Annotated in this window: 22 protein-coding genes and 1 tRNA gene; 14 read left to right on the forward strand and 9 right to left on the reverse strand. The window is 66.7% G+C overall.

Annotated elements, in window-relative coordinates; genetic code table 11:
- Positions 1–14 precede the first annotated feature (14 nt).
- Complete coding sequence (locus ASD43_RS07390; protein WP_056415500.1) at positions 15–359, reverse strand: hypothetical protein; 345 nt, start codon at positions 357–359, stop codon at positions 15–17.
- Between the two features lie 108 nt (positions 360–467).
- Here ASD43_RS07390 and ASD43_RS07395 point away from each other — a divergent pair, with 108 nt between their 5' ends.
- Complete coding sequence (locus ASD43_RS07395; protein WP_056415503.1) at positions 468–830, forward strand: YbjQ family protein; 363 nt, start codon at positions 468–470, stop codon at positions 828–830.
- Between the two features lie 10 nt (positions 831–840).
- Here the strand turns inward: ASD43_RS07395 and ASD43_RS07400 are convergent, their stop codons facing one another.
- The 4 genes from ASD43_RS07400 to ASD43_RS07415 are packed head-to-tail and all read right to left on the reverse strand — an operon-like array spanning position 841 to position 3,105.
- Entirely contained in the window at positions 841–1,071 is a 231-nt protein-coding gene (locus ASD43_RS07400; protein WP_045253663.1) for a helix-turn-helix domain-containing protein, read from the reverse strand.
- Positions 1,068–1,844 carry a hypothetical protein gene (locus tag ASD43_RS07405; RefSeq protein ID WP_056415507.1) on the reverse strand — a complete coding sequence of 259 codons (777 nt, stop codon included), beginning with the start codon at positions 1,842–1,844 and terminating at the stop codon, positions 1,068–1,070. The genes ASD43_RS07400 and ASD43_RS07405 overlap by 4 nt, the downstream gene beginning before the upstream one ends.
- Positions 1,844–2,485: a hypothetical protein gene (locus tag ASD43_RS07410; protein ID WP_056415510.1), complete on the reverse strand. Its 642-nt coding sequence runs from the start codon at positions 2,483–2,485 to the stop codon at positions 1,844–1,846. Before ASD43_RS07410 ends, ASD43_RS07405 begins: the two co-directional genes overlap by 1 nt.
- The gene (locus tag ASD43_RS07415; RefSeq protein WP_056415513.1) at positions 2,485–3,105 is read right to left on the reverse strand and encodes a hypothetical protein; all 621 of its coding nucleotides are present in this window, start codon (positions 3,103–3,105) and stop codon (positions 2,485–2,487) included. Before ASD43_RS07415 ends, ASD43_RS07410 begins: the two co-directional genes overlap by 1 nt.
- Before the next feature lie 228 nt (positions 3,106–3,333).
- Here ASD43_RS07415 and ASD43_RS07420 point away from each other — a divergent pair, with 228 nt between their 5' ends.
- From ASD43_RS07420 to ASD43_RS07435, 4 genes are all read left to right on the forward strand, one after another.
- Positions 3,334–5,859 (forward strand): ATP-dependent Clp protease ATP-binding subunit, encoded by a 2,526-nt coding sequence (locus ASD43_RS07420; RefSeq protein WP_056415517.1) that lies wholly within the window; start codon positions 3,334–3,336, stop codon positions 5,857–5,859.
- 123 nt (positions 5,860–5,982) lie between these two features.
- Complete coding sequence (locus tag ASD43_RS07425) at positions 5,983–6,486, forward strand: amino-acid N-acetyltransferase (RefSeq protein WP_056415520.1); 504 nt, start codon at positions 5,983–5,985, stop codon at positions 6,484–6,486.
- A gap of 9 nt (positions 6,487–6,495) precedes the next feature.
- The gene (locus ASD43_RS07430; RefSeq protein ID WP_056415523.1) at positions 6,496–7,152 is read left to right on the forward strand and encodes a hypothetical protein; all 657 of its coding nucleotides are present in this window, start codon (positions 6,496–6,498) and stop codon (positions 7,150–7,152) included.
- Positions 7,153–7,532: 380 nt separating this feature from the next.
- Positions 7,533–7,952, forward strand: coding sequence for a hypothetical protein (locus ASD43_RS07435; RefSeq protein ID WP_056415527.1), 420 nt, complete (start codon positions 7,533–7,535; stop codon positions 7,950–7,952).
- Between the two features lie 813 nt (positions 7,953–8,765).
- Here the strand turns inward: ASD43_RS07435 and radA are convergent.
- On the reverse strand, positions 8,766–10,133 hold the full coding sequence (gene radA / locus ASD43_RS07440) for a DNA repair protein RadA (RefSeq protein WP_056415531.1): 1,368 nt from the start codon (positions 10,131–10,133) through the stop codon (positions 8,766–8,768).
- 100 nt (positions 10,134–10,233) lie between these two features.
- On the opposite strand from radA, the gene ASD43_RS07445 reads away from it, so the two are divergent.
- The 6 genes from ASD43_RS07445 (at position 10,234) to ASD43_RS16985 (ending at position 19,532) form a co-directional block, all read left to right on the forward strand.
- Positions 10,234–10,878: a helix-turn-helix transcriptional regulator gene (locus ASD43_RS07445; RefSeq protein WP_056415533.1), complete on the forward strand. Its 645-nt coding sequence runs from the start codon at positions 10,234–10,236 to the stop codon at positions 10,876–10,878.
- 92 nt (positions 10,879–10,970) lie between these two features.
- Positions 10,971–12,386 (forward strand): cytochrome ubiquinol oxidase subunit I, encoded by a 1,416-nt coding sequence (locus ASD43_RS07450; RefSeq protein ID WP_056415537.1) that lies wholly within the window; start codon positions 10,971–10,973, stop codon positions 12,384–12,386.
- Positions 12,387–12,402: 16 nt separating this feature from the next.
- Complete coding sequence (gene cydB, locus ASD43_RS07455) at positions 12,403–13,425, forward strand: cytochrome d ubiquinol oxidase subunit II (protein WP_056415540.1); 1,023 nt, start codon at positions 12,403–12,405, stop codon at positions 13,423–13,425.
- 157 nt (positions 13,426–13,582) lie between these two features.
- Entirely contained in the window at positions 13,583–15,250 is a 1,668-nt protein-coding gene (gene cydD, locus ASD43_RS07460) for a thiol reductant ABC exporter subunit CydD (RefSeq protein ID WP_056415544.1), read from the forward strand.
- Positions 15,247–16,938 carry a thiol reductant ABC exporter subunit CydC gene (cydC, locus tag ASD43_RS07465; protein ID WP_056415547.1) on the forward strand — a complete coding sequence of 564 codons (1,692 nt, stop codon included), beginning with the start codon at positions 15,247–15,249 and terminating at the stop codon, positions 16,936–16,938. The genes cydD and cydC overlap by 4 nt, the downstream gene beginning before the upstream one ends.
- Positions 16,939–17,048: 110 nt before the next feature.
- Positions 17,049–19,532, forward strand: coding sequence for a P-loop NTPase (locus ASD43_RS16985; RefSeq protein ID WP_082539304.1), 2,484 nt, complete (start codon positions 17,049–17,051; stop codon positions 19,530–19,532).
- Between the two features lie 105 nt (positions 19,533–19,637).
- Here the strand turns inward: ASD43_RS16985 and ASD43_RS07475 are convergent, their stop codons facing one another.
- A complete protein-coding gene (locus ASD43_RS07475) occupies positions 19,638–20,414 on the reverse strand; it encodes a hypothetical protein (RefSeq protein WP_056415553.1) in 777 nt (258 codons plus the stop codon).
- A gap of 128 nt (positions 20,415–20,542) precedes the next feature.
- On the opposite strand from ASD43_RS07475, the gene ASD43_RS07480 reads away from it, so the two are divergent.
- A tRNA-Ser gene (locus ASD43_RS07480) sits at positions 20,543–20,633 on the forward strand.
- Between the two features lie 157 nt (positions 20,634–20,790).
- Here ASD43_RS07480 and ASD43_RS07485 read toward each other — a convergent pair.
- Together ASD43_RS07485 and ASD43_RS07490 are read right to left on the reverse strand one after the other, a co-directional pair.
- Positions 20,791–21,225, reverse strand: a complete 435-nt coding sequence (locus ASD43_RS07485; protein ID WP_056415557.1) for a PaaI family thioesterase — start codon at positions 21,223–21,225, stop codon at positions 20,791–20,793.
- A 382-nt stretch (positions 21,226–21,607) separates the two neighbouring features.
- Positions 21,608–22,870: an MFS transporter gene (locus tag ASD43_RS07490; RefSeq protein ID WP_056415561.1), complete on the reverse strand. Its 1,263-nt coding sequence runs from the start codon at positions 22,868–22,870 to the stop codon at positions 21,608–21,610.
- A 110-nt stretch (positions 22,871–22,980) separates the two neighbouring features.
- On the opposite strand from ASD43_RS07490, the gene ASD43_RS07495 reads away from it, so the two are divergent.
- A complete protein-coding gene (locus tag ASD43_RS07495; protein ID WP_056415564.1) occupies positions 22,981–25,908 on the forward strand; it encodes a glycosyl hydrolase in 2,928 nt (975 codons plus the stop codon).
- A gap of 26 nt (positions 25,909–25,934) precedes the next feature.
- On the forward strand, positions 25,935–26,447 hold the full coding sequence (locus tag ASD43_RS07500; protein WP_056415567.1) for a MarR family winged helix-turn-helix transcriptional regulator: 513 nt from the start codon (positions 25,935–25,937) through the stop codon (positions 26,445–26,447).
- Positions 26,448–26,486: the final 39 nt, after the last annotated feature.

Below are 26,486 nucleotides of genomic sequence, written 5' to 3' on the forward strand. Positions count from 1 at the left end.
TCAGCCGACGGACCTCACTGGGTGAAGCCGCACTCCTCCACGTTGTCAGTGAGGATCTTCGTGGTCAGATCCTTCTCCTTCTCGTTCGCCTGCTTGTCCTCACCGTTCGCGATGTAGCCGAGGGTCTCATTGCTGAGGTCGGAGTCGACGAGCTTCTCGGCGAAGCACTGGGCGACGTCGTCGGTCACGACATCGCCGAGGCCCTGGTCTTCGTACACCTGCTGGATGCCATCGGCGACGTCATCGGCAGAGGGGCGCGAGGCGCCACCGCAGGCGGCGAGCGAGAAGGCGAGGGCCGCGATGGGCAGGGCCATGAGGATGCGGGAAGAAGTGCGCTGGGTGCGGTCGTTGAGGGTCATGGTCACGACGCTAGCGGCCCACAGGCAATTCATAGTGGGGGTTGCATGGGGAGGAGTCCCCACCTGCTCGTGCTGTGCCCGGCGCCCTCGCTCTGCCACGATGGCCTCATGTTCATCGTGACGACCAACGACGTGCCGGGCTACCGCATCACCCAGGTGCTGGGCGAGGTGATGGGTCTGACCGTGCGGTCGACAGACTTCGGTCAGGGGTTCACCGCCGGATTCCGCTCGCTCGGCGGCGGCGAGATCCCCGAGTACACGCAGGTCATGTACGAGGCCCGCCAGGTGGTGATGCAGCGGATGTGGGATCAGTCCCTGCAGCGTGGCGGCAATGCGATTGTCGCGATGCGGTTCGATGCGGGATCGATCGCGAACTTCACCGAGATCTGCGCGTACGGCACCGCCGTCGTGGTCGAGCCCCTCGCGCCGGCGGCTTCCGCGCCGCAGCCGCCGCAGCCGCAGCAGGCCTGACGCCGGCCGGCTAGGCGAGCACCAGCAGGTCGCCGACCTCGCAGGCGAGCGCGTCGCAGATCGCCCGAAGCGTGGAATAGCGGATCGCCCGCGCCCTGTCGTTCTTCAGCACCGACAGGTTGACGATGCTGACGCCCACGCGGGTGCTCAGCTCGGTGAGCGTCATGCCGCGTTCCGCGAGCAGCTCGTCGAGTCGGCAGTGGATGCCGGTGAGCTCGTCGTCGTTCTCCGCCGGGCTCATACGAGGCCTCGGTTGTCGTCGGCGAGCATCTCGTTCTCTCGCTGCAGGGCGTCGCGTTCCTGCTGCAGGCGCAGCCCGTGGCGGAACACCGCGGCCAAGGCCGCGAGCATGAGCGCTCCCGCGAACGGCAGCGGAGTCACCGTCAGCTGGTAGACCGACGGATACCACGCGTAGTCGTCGGGTGCGAAGACCTCGCGCAGCGCCGTCGTCGCGGCGATGCCCTGGAGCAGATCCGAGGCGATCCCGAACACGAGCACGGCGATCGCGCCGCCCGTGAGCGCCCGGGTGATCGTGCGGGAGAATCCGCGGCCCCGCACGGTGTTGACGCAGATGAGCCACAGCATCACGACGGGAGTCGTCGCGAGCGCGAGACCGCTGATCCGCGCGGCTGCCGCGAGCAGTCGGAGTCCGAGCGAGGCGTTGGCGACCGTGAAGTCCGAGAGCGACTCTGATCCGCACCGGAGCATCGCGGACGTGCCGTTCTCGTCGTCGGAGCAGGGGAGGTCGGCGGGCCAGGGCACGGAGACGAGGGAGGTGCCGCCCAGCTCGGCCCAGTTCACCGTGAAGGCCTTGACGACGAAGATGACGAGGCTGACGGCTGAGAGGACGATCCACAGTCCCGTGATCGCGAGAGTGGCGTCGAGCGCGATGGTTTTGCTGCCACGCAGTCGGCCGACGAGCACGATCAGGCCGATGATCACGGCGAACACTCCGAGCGCGATGCCCATGTTCGCGAGGGATGAGTCGAGTGTCTCCGAACCGAACGTGAACATCAGACGAGTCCCTTCGTGTCGTTCGCGAGCGCGGTGTTCGTCTTCTGCAGGCGGATGCCCTGGCGGAACGCCGCGGCGATGAGACCCACGGCGACACCGGTCGCGAAGATCGGCACGATCGACCAGAACTCGATCGGGTGCACGGGTCCGCCGCCCTCCAGGCCCACGGCCGCCGACACTCCGTTGAGGCCGACGTTCTCGAGCATCACGATCAGCATCGGCGCGAGCACCAGAGTCCATCCGATCGTGTCGAAGGCCCGGGCGTTCGAGCGCACGAAGAAGCGTCCGCGGAGGAAGTTCCCGGCGACGACCATGATCCCGACGATGACGATCAGCGGAGCGATCGCCCAGAGCGCCAGCGAGCCGATGATCGCCGCCGTCGACGCGGCATCCACCCCGGTCGCGAACACCATCGCGTGCTGCGCGATCCCCTGCACGGAGACCGCTCCGGAGTCGACCGTGGCGTCGATCGGCTGCTCATCGATGGGGATCGACCAGGCGATGCCCTGGTCTCGGAAGGTCGAGAGGACGCGGAGGACCGTGCTGATCGCCGTGACGATCACGGCGGCGGCGCCGAAGAGGATGACGGTGATCGCGTCGGCGCTCTGCGACCTGGTGGGAGTCGTCGCGAGCCCGCTCATCAGACGAGGCCGTCCGTGTCGCGCTGCAGGCGGTCGCCGATCACGAAGACCGTGCTGATCAGGGCGAGCACGAAGCCCGCGAGCACGAAGGTGAAGGGCTCGACGCTGATCACCGCGTTCTCGACTCCGTTGCCGGTGATGCGGGCGACGGTCGCGTTGGCGAGCATGTTGTCGAAGAAGCGCACTGCGGCGAAGCCGAAGAGTCCGGTGACTCCGGCCGTCGCGACGAGGGCGGTGTTGCGACCGCTGAAGACGCGGCCGGCGAGCACGCTCCGAGCCAGCAGGATGAGGCATCCGATCACGATGACGATGGTCAGGATCTGCGCGATCTGCGCGATGATGCCGGGCACGATCGCGATCATCGGCAGCTCAGGCGCCGTGATGACGGCGCTGTCGAGGCCGACCGAGATGCTGTCCCCGGTGCTGAGCGGCAGGTCGACCGGCGTCTTCGAGCCGATGAACTCGACGAGGACGGGGACGTCGACGCCGCGGGCGAGTTCGATGATCCGGATGATCGAGAACACCGTGATGTAGGCGGCGATCGCGACGCCGGCGATGCAGAAGCCGATCAGCGCTCCCCTGTCGCCGAGGGAGATCGCGCGGGTCTTCGTCGAGGTCATCATCCACTCCTTATCGTTGATCGTTATTACCGATAATCGTTAACATATCGACTGTCGATATGTACGTCAACCCCGCCCGCATCCGCGGCGCTGCGAGGGGCCGTCACGCCGCTATGCCGACGGCGAACACGGGCATACTGCCTCCGCACGGTGGTTACTCTCGATGTACAGGCGCGGAGACCGTCGAGGGATCCTCGCTTCGCCCCAGTGCGAATAAGGAGTCACAGCATGTTCGAGAGATTCACGGACCGAGCCCGTCGAGTGGTCGTCCTCGCCCAAGAAGAGGCGAAGATGCTCAACCACAACTACATCGGCACCGAGCACATCCTGCTCGGCCTCATCCACGAGGGTGAGGGTGTCGCAGCCAAGGCACTCGAAAGCCTCGGCATCTCCCTTGACGCCGTCCGCGAGCAGGTTCAGGACATCATCGGACAGGGTCAGCAGCAGCCCACCGGTCACATCCCGTTCACGCCGCGCGCCAAGAAGGTGCTCGAGCTCAGCCTCCGCGAGGCTCTGCAGCTCGGTCACAACTACATCGGCACCGAGCACATCCTGCTCGGTCTCATCCGCGAGGGCGAGGGTGTCGCAGCCCAGGTCCTGGTCAAGCTCGGCGCCGACCTCAACAAGGTCCGCCAGCAGGTCATCCAGCTCCTCTCCGGAGCACCGGGACGCGAGCCCGCCGCCGTCGGTGCGCAGTCGAACGACACCCCGAGCGCCCAGGGCGGCTCGCAGGTGCTCGACCAGTTCGGCCGCAACCTCACGCAGGCCGCGCGCGACAACAAGCTCGACCCGGTGATCGGGCGCGAGAAGGAGATCGAGCGGGTCATGCAGATCCTGTCTCGTCGCTCCAAGAACAACCCCGTCCTCATCGGCGAGCCCGGCGTCGGCAAGACCGCCGTCGTCGAGGGCCTCGCTCAGGCGATCGTCAAGGGCGATGTGCCCGAGACGCTGAAGGACAAGCAGCTCTATTCGCTCGACCTCGGCTCGCTCATCGCCGGATCCCGCTACCGCGGTGACTTCGAGGAGCGCCTCAAGAAGGTCACCAAGGAGATCCGCACGCGCGGCGACATCATCGTCTTCATCGACGAGATCCACACCCTCGTGGGTGCGGGTGCCGCCGAAGGCGCGATCGACGCGGCGAGCATCCTCAAGCCGCTGCTCGCCCGTGGAGAGCTCCAGACCATCGGTGCCACCACGCTCGACGAGTACCGCAAGCACTTCGAGAAGGATGCCGCTCTCGAGCGCCGCTTCCAGTCGATCCAGGTGAACGAGCCGAGCCTCCCTCACACGATCAACATCCTCAAGGGACTGCGCGACCGGTACGAGGCGCACCACAAGGTGCAGATCACCGACGGCGCCATCGTCGCGGCCTCGAACCTCGCCGACCGTTACGTGTCGGACCGGTTCCTGCCCGACAAGGCCATCGACCTGATCGACGAGGCCGGCGCCCGCCTGCGACTGTCGATCCTGTCGTCGCCGCCGGAGCTGCGCGAGTTCGACGAGAAGATCGCCAAGGTCCGCGAGCAGAAGGAAGTCGCCTCCGAGGACCAGGACTTCGAGAAGGCCGCATCGCTGCGCGACGAGGAGAAGAGCCTCCTCGCGGAGCGCCTCCGCCTCGAGAAGCAGTGGCGCTCGGGTGACGTCGCGACCGCTGCGGTCGTCGACGAGGGTCTGATCGCCGAGGTGCTCGCACAGGCCACCGGCATCCCGGTCTTCAAGCTGACGGAAGAGGAGTCCTCGCGACTCGTCTTCATGGAGAAGGCGCTGCACCAGCGCGTCATCGGTCAGGAGGAGGCCATCGCGGCACTCTCCAAGACCATCCGTCGTCAGCGCGCCGGCCTCAAGGACCCGAAGCGTCCCTCGGGCTCGTTCATCTTCGCCGGCCCCACGGGCGTCGGAAAGACCGAGCTCGCCAAGGCGCTCGCCGAGTTCCTGTTCGACGACGAGGCCGCTCTCATCTCGCTCGACATGAGCGAGTTCGGTGAGAAGCACACCGTCTCCCGTCTGTTCGGTGCCCCTCCCGGGTTCGTCGGATTCGAAGAGGGTGGCCAGCTCACCGAGAAGGTGCGTCGTAAGCCGTTCAGCGTGGTGCTGTTCGACGAGATCGAGAAGGCCCACCCGGACATCTTCAACTCGCTCCTGCAGATCCTCGAAGAGGGTCGTCTGACCGACGGTCAGGGACGCATGATCGACTTCAAGAACACCGTCATCATCATGACCACCAACCTCGGTGCTCGTGACATCGCGGGCGGTCCGGTCGGCTTCCAGATCGAGGGCGTCAACTCGACCAGCTACGAGCGGATGAAGGGCAAGGTCAACGAGGAGCTCAAGCGCAACTTCAAGCCCGAGTTCCTCAACCGTGTCGACGACATCATCGTGTTCCCGCAGCTGTCGAAGAGCGAGCTCGTGCAGATCGTCGATCTGTTCACGAAGCGGCTCGGAGAGCGTCTGCTCGACCGTGACATGACGATCGAGCTCTCGCAGACGGCCAAGGAGCGTCTCATCGAGATCGGGTTCGATCCGGCACTCGGTGCCCGCCCGCTGCGTCGCGCGATGCAGCACGAGGTCGAGGACCGCCTGTCGGAGAAGATCCTGCACGGCGAGCTCAACCCCGGCGACCACGTGAAGGTCGATGCGAAGGACGGCGAGTTCCTGTTCGAGCACGGTCCCCGTGGCGAGAAGGTCGCGGTCGGCGTGAACACCGGCGGAGAGATCTCGGCCACCCCCGACCTGGCGGTCGCCAGCGGGGAGTGATCCCGGTCTGAATCGGAAGGGGCGGATGCGAGCTGCATCCGCCCCTTCTGCGTGTCCGGGGGGGTTCTCGGCGCTCCGCGCGGACTCAGGGTCTCGGGGGTGGCGGGTTCTAGGCTTGACGACGTGAGTGAGTACATCGTCCGTCCGGCGCGCAGCGCGGACATCGTCGGCATCCGCAACCTGCTGCAGCCGATGGTCGAGCAGCGGATCCTCCTCGGCAAGGATCTCGCCGTCCTCTACGGCGCGGTGCAGGAGTTCGTCGTGGCCGAAGCCGACGGGGAACTGATCGGGTGCGGTGCACTGCACGTGTTCTGGGAGGACCTCGGCGAGGTGCGCACTCTGCTCGTCCGAGAGGACTGGCTGCACCACGGCGTCGGCGGAGCCATCGTGGGGCATCTCGAAGACCAGGCGCGGGTGCTCGGTCTCAGCCGGCTGTTCTGCCTCACGTTCGAGGTCGATTTCTTCGGGCGTCGTGGTTACACGCCCATCGGCGAGCAGGTCGTCGACTCCGATGTGTACTCGCAGCTGCTGCGCAGCGGGGATGCGGGAGTCGAGGAGTTCCTCGACCTCGCCCACGTCAAGCCGAACACGCTCGGCAACACCAGGATGCTCAAGGCCCTCAACTAACCTGGGATCATGCCCCGTCAGTCCGCCGCCGTCTACCGTCGTCGGCGTCTGGTGACCCTCGTCGCGGTGATCCTGCTCCTGGCGGTGATCGCCGCCGCCGTGTGGGCCCTGGTCGCTCGTCCGTGGGCGAGTGCGACGGATGCCGGGCCGGCGCCGACCTCGTCGGCGACCGCCGGCGCGACGCCGTCGGCCTCGCCGGACGCGACCCCGTCGGAGTCGCCCGCACCCGAGCCGTCGGCGGAGGAATCGCCGGGGCTCGTCGCGTGCGAGGCGGGCGATGTCGAGGTCGCCGCCGTCACGGACGCCGAGTCCTACCCGGCCGGTGTCCTGCCGCAGCTGTCGATCTCGCTGACGAACCGCGGCTCGACGGACTGCGCGATCGACGTCGGGTCGACGACGCAGCGATTCACCGTGTCGAGCGGCTCCGACGTGTGGTGGACATCGACCGACTGCCAGGAGAACCCGAGCAGCATGATCGCCACCCTCGCCGCGGGCGCCACCGTGACGAGCAAGGTGCCGGTGACCTGGGATCGCACCCGGTCGAGCGTCGAGACCTGCGCGGACGAGAACCGTCCGCGCGCTCCCGGAGGTGGAGCCTCGTACCACGTGTCGGTCGAGATCGGCGGCTTCAAGGGCGCGAGCACCGCTCAGATCCTGCTCTACTGAGCGGCCAGGCGCGTCGCTGGTCGGGTGCGGCAGTGGCCGAAGGTCTCGAATACCGACCTGCACTCAGTTTCGGGCTGACACTGTCCGATATTTGGGATACCATTGGGGTGACCCTCGCAGACTTGCGGCGCATGCCATCCCCAATGGCGTCGAGCTCAGCGTCCCCAGCGCTTCGACATGCCGCCCGAGGGTCCGAGGGCCCTCCCGAGTACCCCAGTCCCCAATGGATGACTCGAGAGGGCCCCACTTCTTGCCCTTCGCGGTGTGAGCGTCGTGCCGCCGCGATGTCGGTGCCGTGCCGCCGCGATGTCGGTGCCGTGCCGCCGCGATGTCGGTGCCGTGCCGCCGCGATGTCGGTGCCGGCTGAATATGCTGGATGCATGGCAGCGAAGAAGGCGAAGTCCGCGAAGTCGGCGAAGAAGAAGCCCGCACCCGAGGATTTCCGGTCGGAGGCGCTCGCGCAGGCGCTGGAGAAGCAGGACATCGCCGCTGTCGCCCTGGCACTGCGTCACGGGGTCACGGTCGTACCCCTGGTGAAGCCGGGGGCGCGAGACAACCCGCTCGACAGCGGCGAGGTGTGGACGTATCGCGATCCGAACTCCGGCGATCTGGCGCTGCTCCTGTTCAGCGACGCCCGGAACAAGCCCGACAATCTGCCGCCAGGCGTGGGCATCTACACGGCGGACTGGCTGCGCGCGTTCCTCGGCACGCACCCGATCACGACCGTGTTCCTCGACATCGCGGGACCGCATCCGATGCAGGCCTCGCCCGACGAGATCCTGAAAGCTCTCGAGGCCTGATCCCGGGCGCACTGCTGCGGGCCCTGTAGCGCGTGTGTGCCCGCCCGCGTCAGCCGCCGGTGCGCGTGGTCGGCGCCTCGCCCGTCAGGTGCGTTGGCGCTTTCGCGCGTGCGGTCCGTGCGGGGTCAGTTCCGCATCGGAAGTCTGGGCGGGGTCACTTCGGCACTGGATGCGGGCGTTTCGGGTGCGAAAGTGGCCCCGGATGGCGGCCCGGTGCGAAGGTGGCCCCGGCTGGCGGGGCGGTGCAGAAGTGACCCCGGCTGGCTCGCGGGGCGGGTGTGGAGTGGGGCTGGGCGGGGTCAGTTCTGCACCTTGGGTCTGGGCGGGGTCACTTCGGCACTGGATGCGGGCGTTTCGGGTGCGAAAGCGGCCCCGGCTGGCGGGGCGGTGCGAAAGTGGCCCCGGACGGCGGCTCGCGGGGCGGGCGTGGAGTGGGGCAGGCAGGGCCGCGCTGGGCGGGGTCAGTTCCGCACGTGAGGGCTGGGCGGGGTCACTCCGGCACCGGGTGCGGGCGTTTTGGGTGCGAAAGTGGCCCCGGCTGGCGGGGCGGTGCGAAAGTGACCCCGCAGGGCGGCTCGCGGGGCGGGGGCGGGCGTGGAGTGAGCAGGGCAGAACAGGCCAGGGCAGAACAGGCCAGGGCAGGCCAGGGCAGGCCAGGGCAGGCCAGGGCAGAACAGGGCAGGGCAGGGCAGGCAGGGCCACGCTGGGCGGGGTCAGTTCCGCATCTGGGGTCTGGGCGGGGTCAGTTCGGCACTGGGCGCGAGCGTTTTGGGAGCGAAAGTGGCCCCGGCTGTCTCGCGGTGCGGCGCCGGGTCAGAAGGGCGGGATGTCGGCGTCGCTGCGGCGGTTCGTGTTTCGAGCCCTGACGTCATTGAGTGCGGCGCGCAGCGTCTTCGACCGATCGTCGACGACCTGCTCGTAGCCGAGTCGCGCGGCCTCGGAGCGACGCTGAGCCGATTGGGTCACGGGACGGATCTCGCCCGCGAGGCTGAGCTCGCCGACTGCGGCGACGGTGCGTGGCACGGAGATCTGCTGGATCGACCCGGCGACGGCGATGGCGATGGCGAGATCTGCGGCCGGTTCCGTGAAGCGCACACCGCCGACCGTCGACACGTACACGTCGAGCGTGCTGGTCTTGATCCCCGCGCGCCGCTCGAGGATCGCCAGCACCATCGCCACCCGCGACGAGTCGAGACCGTGCACGACGCGTCGCGGATTCGGAGCGGTGGTGGTGATCGTGAGCGCCTGGACCTCGACGGGGAGCGCACGGCGCCCTTCGAGGGAGATCGCCACGCACGTGCCCGGCTCGGTCGCGCCCTGCGAGAGGAACAGGCCGGACGGATCGGGGACCTCGGCGATGCCGTCGCCCGTCATCTCGAAGCATCCGACCTCGTCGGTCGGGCCGAACCGGTTCTTCAGCGCGCGGATGAACCGCAGCGACGTCTGCCTGTCGCCCTCGAAGTGACACACGACGTCGACGAGATGCTCGAGCACCCGGGGGCCGGCCACCTGGCCGTCTTTCGTGACGTGACCGACGATGATGATCGGCAGGCCGCGGTCTTTCGCCACGCGGATCAGCGCCGATGCCACCTCGCGCACCTGGCTCGGCTGACCCGCTGCTCCATCGATGAGCGACGACGACACCGTCTGCACCGAGTCGACGATCACGAGCTGCGGCTGCACCTCGTCGATGTGCCCGAGGATCGTCGCGAGGTCGGTCTCGCTGGCGAGGTAGAGCTCGTCGTGCAGCGCGCCGGTGCGCTCGGCGCGCAGTCGCACCTGGGCGGGGGACTCCTCGGCGCTCGCGTAGAGCACGCGCCGGCCCGAGGAGGCGGCCTTGGCAGCGACCTCGAGCAGCAGAGTCGACTTGCCCACGCCGGGCTCGCCGCTGAGCAGGATCGCGGCGCCCGGCACGATGCCGCCGCCGAGCACGCGGTCGAACTCGCCCACCCCGCTCGTGCGACGGGGAGCGTCTTCGGTCGTGATCTGCGTGATCGGTCGGGCGGCCTTCGCCGCCGTCGGGGCGAGGGGAGTGATCCGGCTCAGGATGCCGGTCTGCGCGCCCTGCTCCTGCACGGTGCCCCACTGCTGGCACTCGGCGCAGCGGCCGACCCACTTCGCCGTCGTCCATCCGCACTCGGTGCAGACGTAGGCGGGAGGGGCGGGTTTTCGGGTGGCCATGCTGTCAGGCTATCGCCGGCATCTGACATCCCTATCAGCAGAGGCATTATTCACGGCCGAACCCGTCGAAGTCGCGCAGAGGCCACGGGATACTGGAGTCATGGCCAATGGCGGGCCCGTCTGCGGGCCGATCTCGACGTTCTCCCGAGTGCAGATCCTGCATCTCGTGCAGACGCGCGCGGAGCGGACGATCGACGAGCTGTGCCGGGCCACCGGCCTGCATCCGAACACCGTGCGCGAGCACCTGCAGCGCCTCATCGAAGGCGGCTACGTGATCCAGGCGAGCGAGCACCGCACCACCCGCGGCCGCCCGCGCACCCTGTACAGCGCCGCCACCGGGACGGCCGACGCGTCGAGCCCCATCGCGAGGAACAAAGCCAAGGCCGCCGCCGAGCGCGGCGACCTGCTGCGCCGGGTGCTGCCGGCATCCGCCTCGGCTCTGGGTCGCGACGCGACCTATCAGCTGGACGCCCTGATCGAACACTTGGAAGAGAGCGGCTTCGAGCCCGTCGTCGATGACGAGCAGCTCACCGTCGATCTCAGCCCCTGCCCGCACGCAGCGGGCCGCGCCGAAGACCGTCCGATGCTGTGCACCGTGCACCTCGGCCTCATGCAGGGGGTGCTCACCCAAGCCGGTGGGCCACTCGCTGCCGAGGCCGTGCGCACCCCCGCCCTCCCGGCGGACTGCGCTGTGCCTGCGGAGTGCGTCGTACAGCTGACGCTGACGGAGATGACCGCCGCCTAGGCGCGCATCTGCCTTATTCACGGCCGGCGGCCCCTCAGGGGCGGCGGGCCCGTCATTAGCGTGGCACCAGGGCACGGAAGAAGGAGTGGCTCATGGAATGGCTCGACCCGCTGGTCCTGTCCCGATGGCAGTTCGGACTCACCACCGTCTACCACTACCTGTTCGTGCCGCTCACGATCGGCATGGCGCTCGTCGCCGCGATCTTCCAGACCGCGTGGGTGCGCACCGGCAAGGTGCAGTACCTACACCTCACGCGGTTCTTCGGCAAGATCTTCCTGATCAACTTCGCCATGGGCGTGGTCACGGGTATCGTGCAGGAGTTCCAGTTCGGCATGAACTGGTCGGACTACTCCCGCTTCGTCGGTGATGTGTTCGGCGCCCCGCTCGCCTTCGAGGGACTGCTGGCCTTCTTCTTCGAGGCGACGTTCATCGGGCTGTGGATCTTCGGGTGGGACAAGCTCCCGCAGAAGCTGCACCTGGCCACCATCTGGTGCGTCTCGATCGGCAGCATCCTCTCGGCGTACTTCATCATCGCCGCGAACGCGTTCATGCAGAATCCGGTCGGCTACGAGTACAACCCCGTCACGAACCGCGCCGAGCTGGTCGACTTCTGGGCGCTGCTCACGAACCCCGTCGCCCTCGCGGCCTTCCCGCACACGATCTTCGGTGCGCTGATGTTCGCAGCCGGTGTCGTGATCTCCGTCTCGGCCTGGCACCTGGCACGGGGTCAGCACTTCGACACGATGCGCATCTCGCTGAAGTTCGGACTCTGGGCGATGATCTTCTCCACCGCGGGCGTCGTGCTCACCGGCGACCAGCTGGGTCTCGCGATGTACGCCGCGCAGCCCATGAAGATGGCCGCGGCGGAGGCGACGTTCAACACGGTGTGCGGACCGGATGCCTCCTTCAGCCTGTTCACGCTCGGCACGCCCGACGGCAGCTCCGAGCTGTTCTCCATCCGTGTGCCGTACCTGCTGTCGCTCCTGTCCACGCACACGTTCGACGCCTGCGTGCACGGCATCAACGATCTGAACGCCGAGTACGCCAGCACCTTCGCCGACACCGGTCTCACCGAGTTCGCCCCGATCCTCTGGGTCACCTACTGGGCGTTCCGCTGGATGATCGGCCTGGGCATGGCCGCAGCGCTCGTCGCCGTCGTCGGACTCTGGGTGACCCGCAAGGGCGCCAAGAAGCCGCCGGCTCCGTGGATGTGGAAGCTCGCGATCTGGTCGTTCCCGCTCGCGCTCGTCGCCAACATCATGGGCTGGGTCTTCACCGAGATGGGCAGACAGCCCTGGATCGTGTTCGGCCTCATGACCACCCAGGACGGCGTCTCGCCCGGTGTCAGCGGCGTCGAGGTGCTCATCTCGCTGATCGCCTTCACCGCGATCTACGCGGCGCTCGCCGTGGTCGAGATCCGTCTCATCATCCGCGCGGCCCAGAAGGGCCCCGACACCGAAGAGCAGCCCCACGAGGAGACGGCCCAGCTGCCGTCGGTCGTGTACTGAGAGAGAGGGAACAGTCATGGAATACATGTGGTTCTGGATCGTCGCCTTCCTCTTCGTCGGCTACTTCGTGCTCGACGGGTTTGACTTCGGCGTGGGCATGTCGCTGCCGTTCCTCGGCAAGAACGACGTCTCGCGGCGCCAGGTCATCAACACGATCGGCCCGATCTGGGATCTCAACGAGACCTGGGTCATCGTGGCCGGCGCGTGCCTGTTCGCCTCGTTCCCCGAGTGGTACGCCACGCTGTTCAGCGGGTTCTACCTGCCGCTGCTGCTGATCCTGCTCGCGCTGATCCTGCGCGGGGTGTCGTTCGAGTACCGGCACCAGCGCGAGTCGGCGAAGTGGAAGGCCGGCTTCGATCGGATGATCGTGATCGGCTCGGCCGTGCCCGCGCTGCTTTGGGGCGTCGCCTTCGGCAACATCGTGCAGGGCGTGGCGATCGATGCGAACCACATCTACGTGGGCGGGTTCTTCGCGCTGCTGAACCCGTATGCGCTGCTGGTCGGAGTCACGACCCTGCTGCTGTTCTTCCTGCACGGCGTGCTGTTCGTCGCCCTGAAGACCGACGGGCAGGTGCACGCGGATGCCCGACGCCTGGTGAAGCTCGCGGCGGGCCCGACGGTGCTGGCGGCGGCAGTCACCGTGCTGTGGACGATCGGCATCGCCGGGGAGCGGGACGCACCGCTCATGCTGATGGTGATCGGATGCGGGCTCGTCGCCGCGCTCGCGCTCATCGGCTCGGTCGTGTTCTCGCTGCGCGGCCGCGACGGACGCGCCTTCACCGCGGGTGCGGTGACCGTGGCATCCGCTGTCGTGATGCTGTTCGCGGCGCTGTTCCCCTACGTGATGCCGTCGACGATCGACCCCGCGTTCAGCCTCACGATCGAGAACGCGTCGAGCACGCCGTATACGCTGACCATCATGAGCTGGACCGCCCTGATCGCCCTGCCGCTCGTGCTGGCGTACCAGACGTGGACCTACTGGATCTTCCGCAAGCGGGTCACCCGCAGCTCGATCGAGGGGGCACCGGCGCACGCGTGAATCGGTTGTATGAGGCCGCGTTCACCCGGTCGTCGAGCGAGGCCGCGCGCAGCGGGCCCGTGACCCGGTCGTCGAGCGAGGCCGCGCGCAGCGGGCCCGTGACCCGGTCGTTGAGCGAGGCCGCGCGAAGCGCGCCCGAGACGAAACGCGCTGTCCGATGAAGCCGGTCGACATCCGCCTGATCCGGTATGCGAGCGCCGCACGGGGTTTCCTGTTGCTGTCCGGGCTGATCGGCGTCGCCCAGACCGCGGTCACGATCGCGTTCGCCTGGATGCTGACCGATGCCGTCATCGGCGCGCTCGCCGGACGCGACGTGATGGCGTCGCTGCTCTGGCTGCTCGCGCTCGCCGCCCTGCGCGGGGTGCTCATCGCGGCGTCGGATGCCGCCGGCACGCGCGCGGCGGCGAAGACCGGGATGCAGCTGCGCGCCGCCCTCATCGCCGCCGTCGGCCGTCTCGGACCCGGGTGGCTCGCACAGCGCAACCAGGCCGGTCTCGCCGTCACCGCGGGGCACGGGCTCGAGGCGCTCGATGCGTACTTCGCCCGGTACATCCCGCAGCTGGTGCTCACGGTCATCGCGACACCGGTGCTGCTCGCGGTGATGTGGTGGCAGGACTGGCCGAGCGGTCTGACCGCGCTCATCACCCTGCCGCTGATCCCGCTCTTCCTGATCCTGATCGGCATCGCCACCCGCACCGTGCAGCGCACGCAGTGGCAGACGCTGCAACGCCTCGCCGCCCGCTTCGCCGACACGGTGCAGGGGCTGTCGACGCTGCGGCTATTCGGCCGGGAGCGCCGTGCCGCCGCCCAGATCGAGGCCACGGCCGACGAGTACCGTCGCGAGACGATGAAGGTGCTGCGGTTCTCGTTTCTGTCGGGGTTCGCGATGGAGCTGCTCGCCTCGCTGGCCGTGGCGTTGATCGCGGTGGCCGTCGGGTTCCGCCTGCTGTCGGGCGATCTGTCGCTCGAGGTCGGTCTGTTCGTGCTGCTGCTCGCGCCCGAGACGTTCCTGCCGATCCGCCAGGTGGGCGTGCAGTTCCATGCGGCGGCGGAGGGCGTCGCGGCCACCGAGGACGTGTTCGAGGTGCTCGACGCGGCAGGGGCTCAGGCGGGCGGCGTTCACGATTCAGCACGAGATGTCGGGAAACCGCGTGCCGGTGGCCGTGAGTCCGGCCCCGGAGATCTTCATGCTGAATCGCGAACGGTGGCCGGGGGAGACCTGGTCGTCTCAGGCCTCCGGGTGCGCGACCTTGCGCCCGTCTCGTTCACCGCGACCCCCGGAACCGTCACCCTGATCGAGGGGCCGAGCGGTGCGGGCAAGTCGAGTCTGCTCGCCGCTCTGCGCGGTGCGACCGAGTTCGAGGGGGCCGCCACGGTCGCCGGCGTCGACGTGCGCAGCCTCGCCCCCGCGGACTGGCTGGCCTGGAGCGGACAGCGGCCCCAGCTCAGCCGCGGCACGATCGCGGAGAACGTGGCGCTGGGTGACACCGCTCCGGATGTCGAGGGCATCCGCCGCGCGCTCGACGACGCCTGCGCGAACGAGCTCGACCCGGCATTCGAGCTGGGCGTGCAGGGCAGCGGCCTCTCGGGTGGGCAGGCGCAGCGCGTCGCCGTCGCACGCGCCCTGTATCGACAGGGGCGTCACCCGCACTCCCTGCTGGCTCTCGACGAGCCCTCCAGCGCACTGGATTCCGAGACCGAGGCGCGGCTGTGGGCGTCGCTGCGCGCCCGAGCGGATGCCGGGGCCACGGTCATCCTCGTCTCGCACCGCCGCTCGGCGAGGGACATCGCCGATCGCGTCGTCGCCCTGGGGGTGGGCGTATGATCGTTCGACAGGCTCAGGGACCGAGCGTGGAGGGCCGCGTGCGCGGCATCCTGCGTCTGGCGCAGCCGCCCGTCCGCCGGTTCCTGCCCGGCCTGATCTGGGGGTTCCTCTCGGCCGGTGCCGCGGTCAGCCTGCTCGCGGTGAGCGGCTGGCTGATCGTCAGCGCCTCGATCGTGGACTCTCTCGTCCCGCTGTCGATCGCAGTCGTCGGTGTGCGCTTCTTCGCCGTCTCGCGGGCGGTGACCCGCTACCTCGAACGGTTGAGCGGACATGATGCGGCGCTGCGTCAGCTCGCATCGACGCGCGCCGACATGGTGCGCCGCCTCACGCCGCTGTCGCCGGCGGGTCTCGGGCGCACCGATCACGGACGCGTGCAGTCGGCGCTCGTCGACGACGTGGAGAACCTGCAGAACCTGCCGCTGCGGGTGGTGCAGCCGCTCGCGGTCGCGGGCCTCGTCGCGTCGGGGGCGGTCGTGTTCCTCCTTTTCGTGTCGGTTCCCGCGGCATCGACGCTTCTCGCCTGCCTGATGATCGCGGCCACCGCGGCCGTCGGTCTCGGCTGGCTCTTCGGTTCCCGGGCCGAGGCGGCGGTCTCTCGGCGTCGCGGCGACCTGTCGGCCGCATTGACCGACTACTTCGGCGCGCTCGACGTGCTGCTGGCCTACGGGGCCGAGGCCCAGGCGCGGGAACGGGTCGCGCAGGCGGATGCCGAGCTCCGCCGCGCGGTCGGCAGGGCCTCGCTCGCGCAGGCGATCGCGGCCGGGGTCGTCTCGGCCGTCGCGGGTGCGGCGTCGGTCTGGGCACTCGCCGTCGCCGCTCCCGGGCTCGTGACCGGGGCGATCGACGGGCCATGGCTCGCCGTCGCGGTGCTGGTTCCGATGGTCGTGTTCGAGGTGTTCGGCGCGGTGCCGATCGCTGCCGCGTCGTGGCGCAGTGTGCGCTCCAGCGCGGAGCGGATCGTCGATGTGCTGCCGTCCGAGGCGCCGGCCGAGCTGCGATCCGACGACGGCGAGGACGTCGAGATCGCAGGAGTCCCGGCCCTGCGGTTGCGGGACGTGCGCGCCTGGTGGCCCGGAGGATCGCCGGCACTGCGGGGCGTCGATCTCGATCTGCAGCCGGGGGAGCGGGTGCTGGTCGCCGGGCCGAGCGGGGCGGGCAAGAGTTCTCTGGCGGCGGCGCTGGTCGGCTTTCTGCGGGTCGACGGCGAGTATTCCGTCGGAGGCATGGATGCCTCGAGGATGTCGGGCCCGGCGCTGCGTCGGACGATCGGGCTGTGCGAGCAGACGCCGCGGCTGTTCGACGAGGACATCCGCCAGAACCTGCTCTTCGCGCGAGACACAGCGACGGACGAGGAGCTGCTGGCTGTGCTGGACCGCGTGGGCCTCGGCGCCTGGGTGCGCGAGCGCGGCGGCCTGGACGCTCGGGTCGGCGACCGCGGCGGTCTGGTGTCGGGTGGTCAGGCGCAGCGGATCGCGCTCGCGCGGGCGCTGCTGCGTGGATTCCCCGTGCTCGTGCTCGACGAGCCGACGGCGGGGGTCGATCCCGATGCCTCCGATGCGCTGCTGAGCGATCTGCTGCAGGCGGCGGGGGAGCAGTCGGTGCTGCTCATCTCGCACGTCGAGCCGCCGCGCGGGACGGTCGATCGTGTCGTGCGGATCGAGGACGGTCGCAGCGTGGCGAAACGCTGATGTCTCGGGGTGGTCGGTGGACCAGGCTCCGCTCGGTCTCGTGAGTACATACAGCCACCGCTAGCGAACCTAGAGTTCTCGCGCTGTGCGAAGGCATGCAAGGATGAATCATGTTTGACTTGAAGGCTGTGATAGGGGCAGACAACTTTGATCGCCTCATGCGGGGGCTTGCGCTTGGGCAATATAACGTGCTGCTCGGCGCGGGCGCCAGCGCGGACTCGACTGATAGGTTCGATCGAGGGCTTCCGGTGGGCAATCAATTGCGAGATGAACTTGCCGCCGCATTCGGGATTCCTGACGCGGGGGGCAAGGGCCTGAAGCGGGTCTATGCCCTTGCTTCGGGCGAGACATCTAGTGATGGACGCAGCGTTAGTGACTTTATTCGTGATCGCTTTACCAGCACGAAGCCAGCGTTCTGGCTCGATGACTTCTTGCGCGTTCGGTGGAACTCGCTGTGGACACTAAACGTCGATGATTGCCTCGAAGTCGCCTCCGCGCGGCTCGGCGCTGGTGCTATTCAGAAACTCGTATCGAAGTCGTGGTCCGAACGTCACTACAGGGCAGACCAGAGAACCGGTGAAGTGCTACTCGTTCATCTTCATGGAAAAGCAAGTCGCTCGCAAAAAAAGAACGAGCTCATTTTTGATATTTCTGGGTACACAAACTCGCTGGACGAACAACATCGTTGGTTGAAGATATTTGGCGATGATTTCCCTTCAAAGCCCTTCATTGTGCTGGGTGCGTCGATGGATGAAGAGATCGATCTGCAAGATATCTTCAGCGAGGGACGTCGCGCGGATGCTGAACATCCGTCCTTCATTGTTCTGCGGTCCATTGACAAGTTTCAGGACAAGGAATACAGAAGCCTTGGTTTGGTGCCAATCGCCGCCACCGGAGAAGAATTTACGACTGCAGTTATTGCGGCGCTCCCGAGCTATCTCGCGCAGCTCACTGACGATGAAGTTGGGGTGACAGAAGCGACGCCGGACGAGAGCATTCGCTTTCTCAACCAGTGGAAGAAGCTGCGGCGATCTGAATCGCTCCGGACTCCGAACGGGCATGATCTCTATCTGGGGCACGAACCGGTGTGGCATGACGCTGTAAACTCTTTCATCAGTCGCCGGTCCGTAATCAAGCGTGCCATCGATGAAATTCATAAATCATATAAGTCGCAGACAAGTGGCGCGATTCTACTCAGCGGCGAGGCGTTCAGCGGTAAGTCAAGCGTTCTGCTTAAGCTTGCGAGCGAGCTTATTGACTCGGGGTACAAGGCCTGGCAGTTTGGCGGTGACGAAGCGCTCGATGTTGAGGCGGCACTCCATTGGACGATGAGGGACCCCAAAGCTGTCCTGCTCGTTGACAACTCGTCCGACTTCGCAAAGGATGTTCACGAATTACTGGAGGAGGCAAAGAGTAGAAAAATTGTGGTTCAAGTCGTGCTTGTGGACCGGGCGCGCCGGAGCAAGCATATTTCCGAGATCCTTGCGACAGAGCGCTTTGTAGAACTCAAGGTCCACGGGAAGCTCTCAGCTGAGGAGGTCGATGCGCTCATTGTAACGCTCGATGCGAAGCGGAGGCTCGGAGCGTTGACGAATGAGAGTAAAACTTCGAGGAAGAAATACTTTAACGATCACGGCGAGAAGATATTCTCAGCTATGGCCGCTTTGGAGGACGGTCGCGGATTTCAACAGCGAGTTTCCGATGAATTGGCGCGAGCATCGTCGAAGTCGGCTAGAGCGCTTCTCGCGGCAGTTTCCTTGACAAGTCGACTCGGGTATCCACTTCCGTTCGAGCTCACAAAGACTAGTTGCGGACTTACGGCTGCAGACGCACAGATTTTGGTCGATGGCGAACTCTCCGATCTGCTAGAAGTTCGTTCCGGTGGGATCGCCACGCGCCACCGGATCTTCGGCGAGCTACTAATTGACGAACTTTCGGGTGAGGTGCGTAAAGACGCGGTAGTTCGGCTCGCTCTAGCTGCCGCTCCAAACGTCTCACCCGCCGCTATCCGCGCATCAACAATCTACTATCGTATTGCGCGCGGGCTCATGGGGGCTGAGATTTTGGGGGAGCTTTTCAGATCGCATAGTGAAACGATCTTGGAAGTGTACGCAGATCTTGAACATGCCTACGATTGGAATGCCCGTTATTGGGACCAGCGCGCGTTGGCGGCGGCGGATGCTCATAGGTACGAGAAGGCATATAGCTGGGCGGAACAGGCCGTTGCTCGAAAACGTGACGCTCTTTCACTAACCACAACTGGAAAGGTTCTTATGCTTCGGGCTGTCTCGGAGGCATCGGCGGGAGAATGGCCCACTGACACATTTGAGAAGGCCGAACGCTACCTCGCTGATGCAAAGCAAGTGGAGGGGAGCCGCGCCGAGTATCCAATCGAGACGTTTTTGTATTATGTCGCCAGGCTCGTGCGTATGGTACCCGACAGGGACCCGGCACTGAACCGCCAGATTCGCACCTTGTGGAATTCGTGGTTCGCATCCATCGCGGGTCTGGAGGAGGGCTCCAAGCTCCGGCTCGACCGGATAAGGCGCGAAAGTCTGAGGGACTGGGAGACAGCTGGGTTCGACGGGGCGTGATGTCGAACTCTCGCGCCTAGGTATTTCGGCAACACTGCACTCTCGGATCATTTGAGTTGTGCCTGGCGCGTCCGGCCTGTACTCCGAAGCCGCGCCTGGCCGAGTTTAGACGCTGAGGTCGGCGCGGGGCTCCATGACGATGCCCTGGGCTTCGAAGACGCGGCGGCGCTCCTCGATGCGCCGATGCAGTTCGACCTGGGCGTCATCGACGAGGCGCGGGTCGAGGTCGACGGTCGGGGGATGCGGGTCGCCATGGTTCGCGGCGATGTAGGCATCGAGCTCGGGGCCCGACGTCCACGAGGTGATCAGCGCGAACCGCGGTGCCGCGCCCCGATGCCAGACGGCATGCCAGAAACGCTGGGTGTCGACGATGATCCGCGACCCCTCACGCAGCGGCAGGCGGATCTCGGTCGCCGGGTCGAAGCGGTCCGAGCGCAGCAGCAGCAGCGAGTCGGCGTCGTCGGAGAGGTTGTAGTAGCCCCGCACGACCCAGCCGGTGCCGTCTTCGTTCAGCCGGTTGTTGTCGTCCTGATGCAGGTTGTAGACGGCATCCGCATATTCGTTGGGCTGCAGCTCGATGACCCGGCAGCGACCGACTCCCGCGCCGGGCTCGAGTGCGCGGCGCTGCAGGGTGGGAGCGATCGCGACCTGCGACTCGACCCAGACTCCGTCTTTGTCGCTGCGGGGCGGGGTCTGGTTCCAGAAGCCGTTGCACTCGATCTCGCCCGCGTAGCTCGCCAGAGGGGCGAAGCGCGTCACGCCCGACGAGCGCCAGCCGACGTAGGTGAGGTCGAGCCACTCGGCGGGGTCGGATGCCTGGTCGTGGTCGTCGAGCACCACGTACCCGGTCTCGGCCAGCGCCTCCGATGTGATGAAGCCCATGGTTCGTCCCTCCGTCGCGTCACTTAGGCCATCCTAATCCGGCGGCCGCTGTCGGTCCCGGGGCCGTGCCGGAGATAACCGGACGCTCCGATTCGCGCCGTGGCGCGGCTTGTCGTAAGCTAGTCCGCGGTGACGTGTCCGAGCGGCCGAAGGTGCAACTCTCGAAAAGTTGTGTAGGGTAACCCCCTACCGTGGGTTCAAATCCCACCGTCACCGCCATGGAAACCCCCGAGAAATCGGGGGTTTTTCCGTATCCCGGGTGTGGCGTGGTGCATTCTTGGTGCACATCTGAGCGACCCACACACAGCGGTACCCGCCTCGAGGTGAGGTGTTCACGGTCCTGCGTATCGGAGCGGCAGGTCTCCGAGCACCGCACCTACCGTGTGGAGGGCTCACGCTCTCGAAGAAGATTCGTCACCCGAATCGTGCTCAGGAGCTGCCCGGAGTCGTCGCACACAGAGACCTCATGGACAGTCAACGTCCGTCCGAGTGTGAGGGCGACCGCGGTCGCCCTCATCCAGCCGTCGGCGAGGGAACGGTGGTGTGAGGCGTTCAGCTCGATGCCGACGGCGATTCGATGAGCCCCCGCATGAAGGTTCGCGGCGAACGAAGCCGCTGTCTCTCCGAGCACGCAGTATGCGCCACCGTGAGCGATGCCGAACGGTTGCCGGTTGCCGGCGGCGGGCATCCGGAGCACGGCGCGCTCCGGTGAAGCGTCCACAACCTCGATGCCCATTCGCGCCGCGAGCTCGCCATGCCCGCGCGTTTCGTTGTCCAGGGCGGGCGAGCCTCCCGGCGCATTCGAGTTCATTCCGTTCTCCTGAGCGTCGTGGACGTGACGCGGAATCGGTGGCTGACGCGATCCTCGTGGAGCACGGCGTGATCACCTTCGTCGGAGCGGGCTTCTGCTGCCCTGTCAGCGGGACAGCACGTGCACTCCCGCTTCGCGCACTTCCCTGATTCCTTCAACGCGCGACGAAGTGGAGCAGCGATACGGCGGATCCCGATGCGTGGTCGCCGCGGGCTGAACGAACTGTATCGGGCCGGGGTGGGGTCCCACCCCGCCCGGGGGGTCGGGCCGCGGGATCGCTTGCCCCGCGGCCCGTCCATCGACGCACTTGCCGGAGATCAGGTCCTATATCCGATCGGTGTGAGGAGCTCCAGCATGTACGGCAGGCGGACGCGCGCGCCCCTCAGGCCGAGATCTGCTCTCCGTCGGTCGGGGCCAGCGAGCCTTCTCCGCGTCCTCGTGAGCGGAACGCGAACCAGGCGACGAGCGCCCCGACGAGCACCCCGACCGCGAGGATCGTGTACATCACTCGCGGCGCGGAGAGGAGCATAGGCGTCCACAGGGCGAGGGCCGCTGCGACCACGCGTGCGGCGGCGATGATCGCCCCCTGTGCCGAAGATCGAAGCAGTGTCGGGAAGGACTCCTGCGTCCAGACTTTCATGATGCCCTCGAAAGCGAAGGCCGCGCCGAATCCGAAGAGCAGCTGCGCGACGAGAACTGTGGCCAGGCTGAATCCGAGGAGAGCGGGAACCGCGAACGCGGCGGTCAGGCTGATGACTCCGAAACCGAAGAACAGCATGCGCCGACGACCGTCGACGATCCGCATGAACCAGATGGCAAGAACGATCGACACGGGCAGGGTCAACAAGGAGATGAGCGAACTCTGCTGCACCGTGAGGCCGACGACGTTGACATTGACGTAGGTGCCGAACTGGCCCTTCGTGTTCGCCGCCAGATTGGTGAGCGAGTAGAACACCAGAAGGCTCAGGAAGGCCACCAAGAGATCCTTGCGCTTGAAGATATCCCGGATACGAGCAGTGCGAGCGCGGTAGGTGGCCACGCCCGATTCGCGCTCCGTGCGCGCCTGCTTCCATTCGGACGACTCAGGGAGCCTGAGGCGCAGAATGAGCACCACGAAAGACGCCAGTGCCACATGGCCGAAAACGATCTGGCCGCCCAGGGAACCCATGCCGCCGATGACGAGCTGCAGCGCATACGTGGCGATGATGCCCGAGTACCACAACACTTGCGACAGGCCGACGAGTTTGCCACGGTTGGAGTCGTCTGACGCCTCGGCGATCGTCGCGAGCGAAACCGGCAGGTCGGCGCCGCATCCCAGACCGACAGCGATGACGCCGATGAGCATCAGAGCGAAGTTCGGCGCGAAAACGAGGCCGGTGGCTCCCAGGAAGATGAGGACCATCGTCGCGAGGAAGACTCCTCTGCGGCCGAACCGGTCGCCGAGTCCGCCGCCGACGAACGCACCGACGGCGATGGCGAGAGTCAGCGCCGACGACAGAATGCCGATCTGCGCAGGATCGAGAATGCCCGCGCCCTGATAGAGCACGAGTGCGGTGCCTGTGCCGACGATCGCGGCCGCGTCGATGTACGACGCCATCCCCGCGATCGAAGCGACTCGCCAGGGGGTCGGTGTGCTGCGAACCATCGCTTGTTCTCCTTTGAATAGCTTGCCAGACAGCAAGTAGCGTCTTGTGGGGATGGTATAGTGTCGTGAGGCAACTACACAAGCTCGAAGGAGCAGGATCGGAGTCGATCATGTCGATTGAGGAGCTGTCGTTCCAGATGGCCGCACCCCCTGAGGGCGCGCTGCCCGACGTGCGCTGGTGGCTTGCCGGTGGATCTCACACGGATGAAACTCTGCGACGTGAGGTCGCCGATATGCGACTCGCCGGTTTCGGTGGGGTCGAGTTCCTGGCGATGGAGGAGGAAGGCGTCGATGATGCCCGCTACGGCTGGGGCTCTGAAGAGTGGGCGCACAGTTCGCAGCTCGTGGTTGACGCCGCGAATGAACACGGCATGTCCGTCTCATTCACCTCGGGAACGAATTGGGCCCATGCCAATCTGCCCGACCTCGACCCGTCCGATACGGCGACATCGCAGGAACTGAACGCGTCGGTAGAACTCCTCGACGGCGTGAGTCGACGCGGGCCGCTCCGGCGAGCGAAGTACGTCGACGGACCGGACGCTCACAAGGAACCGTCGTCGCAGACGCTCGTGGCCGTGGTGGCGGCTCGCGTGTCGGGACGCACCGATCGAGGGTGGTCCCTCGATCTCGATTCGATCGTCGATCTCACCGCCGATGCGGGTGACGGGGCGCTCACCTGGACGCCGCCTGCCGGAGAATGGGCGCTCTTCTCCTTTTGGATGCATGGAACCGGGCAGACCGCCGAGCCCTCGGTGACCGTGAACCGGGCCGTGAACTACGTGGATCCGGATGGCTTCGAGGCGGTCATGCAGTACTGGGACCGGGAGGTGCTCACCCCCGCGATGCGCGAGTCCTTGGCGGGCAACCGTCACCCGCAGATGTACATGGACTCTCTCGAGCTGCGGACCTACGGGTGGGGTGGTCTGCTGTGGGGCCACTCTTTCGTCGAGGAGTTCCGCGTCCGTCGCGGCTATGACGTGCGTCCTTGGCTGCCGTTCCTCGTGCGAACGAATTCGCTCATGGCGGTGCACACGCAGCCTCGCAACGAGCCGACGGTGCCCGCGGTGCAGGTCGAGAAGGTACGGCATGACTACGCGGAGACACTCACCGACCTCTACATCGAGAATGTCCTGCGGCCGTTCCGCGCATTCCTGCACGCACGCGGCATTGGGCTGCGGGCCGAGATCTCCTACGGAGCGCCCTACGAGCTGACGCGCCCGGGGCCTGAGGTCGACGGGGTCGAGACCGAGTCCTTGGAGTTCGGTTCGCAGATCGACGGATACCGCCTGCTGTCTGCGCCGGCGCACCTGTTCGGTCGCGTGTTCTCCTCTGAAACCGGGGCGACGCCGAAGAACCATGTGCTGGATCACCGTTTCTACGACCAGATCATCGCCACGCAGCTCGCCGCCGGGGTGACCCGGACTGTGATGCACGGGTGGGCGAGCCCGGCCGGCCCTGCCGATCACACGCAGTGGCCGGGACACGAAGGGATGTGGCCGGCCTTCTCCGAGCGCTTCGACACGCGCCAGCCTTCCACTGAATTCTCGGCCCTGTGGGCGCAGGCCCTTTCGCGCGTGCAACACGTCCTGGGCCGCGGAAGGCCGCGAGTCGATGTCGGCATCGTCCGCACGGGGCACTACACCGACAACTTCGTGGGCCTGAGCTTCATGAAGGACGGGCTTCCTGCCGACGTCGAAGAGGCCTACGGGCGGATGGGGATGCGAGATCGCGTCAACTTCTGGTGGCAGGACATGGCGCTGCAGGATGCCGGCTGGACCTACGAGTTCCTGGATGGTGCTCTGCTCACGCATCCGGATGTGCACGCCGACGGCGTGAGTGTTCAGGAGTCGGGGCCAGGCTACCGGGCGCTGATCGTCTTCCAGGAGACTTTAGCGGTCGAGCCCGCGAAGGAACTGCTCCGTCTGGCCGAAGCGGGATTGCCTATCGTCTTCGTGGACGGAGCGCGGGAGCTGGTCTGCTTGACGCGGGACGAGTTCCGCGGTCATCTTGCCGCAGCCGTGCGAACCCCTGGTCTGGATGGGCGGGATGGCGAGTTGGCCGCCACCGTCACGCGCATCAAATCGCTCCCGAACGTGCGGGTCGCCGCCGAGCCGTCTCGCACGCTCCCTCTCCTGCGCGAACTCGGCGTCGAATCGCAGACCGAGATCGTTGCCGGAACACCGACCTTCCTCACTCGCATCCGCGAGGAGGGGAACCTCTTGCACCTGTACGTCTACAACTATCGCTACCTGGAAACCCACGACTCCGCGGTGACCGTCCGTGTTCCCGCTGAAGGAGATGTCTTCCGCCACGATCTCTGGCAGGGCACGCTGCGCGGCTGGGGCAATGCCCGCTCCGAAAACGGCTCTACGGACGTGACCGTCACGCTCGCGCCTGGTGAGTCGGCGCTGTTCACGATCGACCGGAGTGCTCCGGGGCAGGTCATCGCTCGACCCGAGGAGGCAGTCGAGCTGGCAGTCATCACGCGGTGGAGGATCCGGGTGGAGAGCTGGGACGCCGGATCAGGGGAGACTCTCACAGAGGATCGGGGCCTCGGCTACCGGACCCACGAGTTCCGGCCGACGACCGCGGTCGAGGTGATCGAGTGTGGCGTCAGCAGTCTCGCCCCTTGGCATTCGCTGCCAGAGGTGGGCCCGGAGGTTTCCGGTGTAGGCCAGTACGACGCGACGTTCGCTGTCGATGAGAGTCGGGACGAGGCGGGGCGGATTCTGCTCGATCTCGGATCGACTTGCGGCGGGCTGGGTTCGGTGTCCGTCAACGGGGGCCCGCGCCGAGGCTTCGACACCTCCCGCCCGATCGTCGACATCACTGATGATGTGCGCGCGGGGCCGAACTCCGTCGTCGTGCGCGTCAGCAGCTCGTTGAACAATCGACTCCTCGCGCGTGGCTACTACGATGGGATCCCGGACCGGCCGGCGATGAGGGTGGGCGTCGAGAGGTCTGTTCCCACATCGGTGAGACCATACGGTCTGATCGGCCCGGTGCGAGTGATGGCGGAGAAACCATCCCTACGCTGACTCGATAGGAAGGGAAGCGCGCCCAGATGAGCACGTCGTCCGTCCCGCCTCCCGGTGACCAGGTCTACGCCGGTCTGCAGCGCACGGATCTTCGTCGATCCATGAGTCGTTTTGTCGACTGGGCGACAGACATCAGGCTGCGGCGGCAGATCATGAAGGACTGCAGCTTCCCCTCGGACAACCTCATCGAGTTCCTCGTGGTGAACCATCTCGCCTTCAACGGGCCGATGCGGCCCGTCGACCTGGCGAACGCGCTCAGTCAGAGCAAGACGAACATCAGCAAGGTGCTCAAGCGTGTGGAGGAGATCGGTCTTATCGATCGCCGGTCCACTGACGACGACGGGCGCGGGGTGCTGGTCGTACTCACAGCGCACGGTGCGCAGGTCGGAGCGCGCATCGTCGCGCGAGTGGGCCACGATATCGATTCCGTGTTCGAGCTTTGGGACGAAGAAGACGTGGAGACGCTGCAGCGCCTGATGGCACGTCTGGTGAGCGACCTCGATGCGGCGAGCATCGTGCGTGGGCGCATCGCACGCTGAGGCGGCCGCCTCGGGAGTCATTGTGGCGGCCGTGGGCTA

The sequence above is a fragment of the Microbacterium sp. Root553 genome, from assembly GCF_001426995.1.
Lineage (GTDB): Bacteria > Actinomycetota > Actinomycetes > Actinomycetales > Microbacteriaceae > Microbacterium.